At 38.2% G+C, this 625-nt stretch carries 1 protein-coding gene; it reads left to right on the top strand.

The features are described from left to right. Nucleotides 1-135 precede the first annotated feature (135 nt). Nucleotides 136-625, top strand: a 490-nt coding sequence (locus tag HMPREF1019_RS10175; RefSeq protein ID WP_009295420.1) for an SU10 major capsid protein, incomplete at its 3' end; no start/stop codon positions are given.

Genomic DNA, 625 nt, shown 5'->3' with positions numbered 1-625 from the left:
ATTAAAAGCCCTATCTTTAGGGCTTACTCTCTTTTTCAAATCAAACAAAAAAATATTCTTTTTGCCAAAATTGGGTAGATTTGACACAGTGACAAATGATAAATTGCCATTAAATTGCATAAAAGGAGCAAAGAAATGGCAATAACTACAACTGGGTTTCAAGCCCCAGCTACAAAACGTGAAGGCTTAAAGCCCTCAGTCTATGAAAACATAATCTTAATAGGTGCTGACGAGACGCCTATACTTAAACTTATTGGCACTTCAAGTGTTAAAGGTATAGAGCACTCTTGGCTAACTGACAGCTTAGCTGCCCCAAAGAAAAACGCACAGCTAGAGATTTCTGACTTTGACGATCAGATCAAATCAAGTGTGCAAAAGACTTCAAATGCAGTGCAAATTTTTACTTCAAACGTTAGTGTTTCAAGAAGTATGCAAGCAGTGGCTACTTACGGCGGTAAAGAGTTAGAGCGTGAGACAGCTAAAAGAGCAAAAGAACATAAGCTAGATATGGAGTATGCTATTTTTGGTCTTGGTCGTGATGCTGATGTTAAAAAGAGTGTGTTTAAAGCACCAACTGTTAGAACTGACGCAACAGCGGGTGAAATGGCAGGCTTATTTTACTTCT

The organism is Campylobacter sp. 10_1_50, assembly GCF_000238755.1.
GTDB lineage: Bacteria > Campylobacterota > Campylobacteria > Campylobacterales > Campylobacteraceae > Campylobacter_A > Campylobacter_A concisus_R.
The sequence above is the reverse complement of the archived record's forward strand: the minus strand, read 5'-3'. Positions and strand labels throughout refer to the sequence as shown.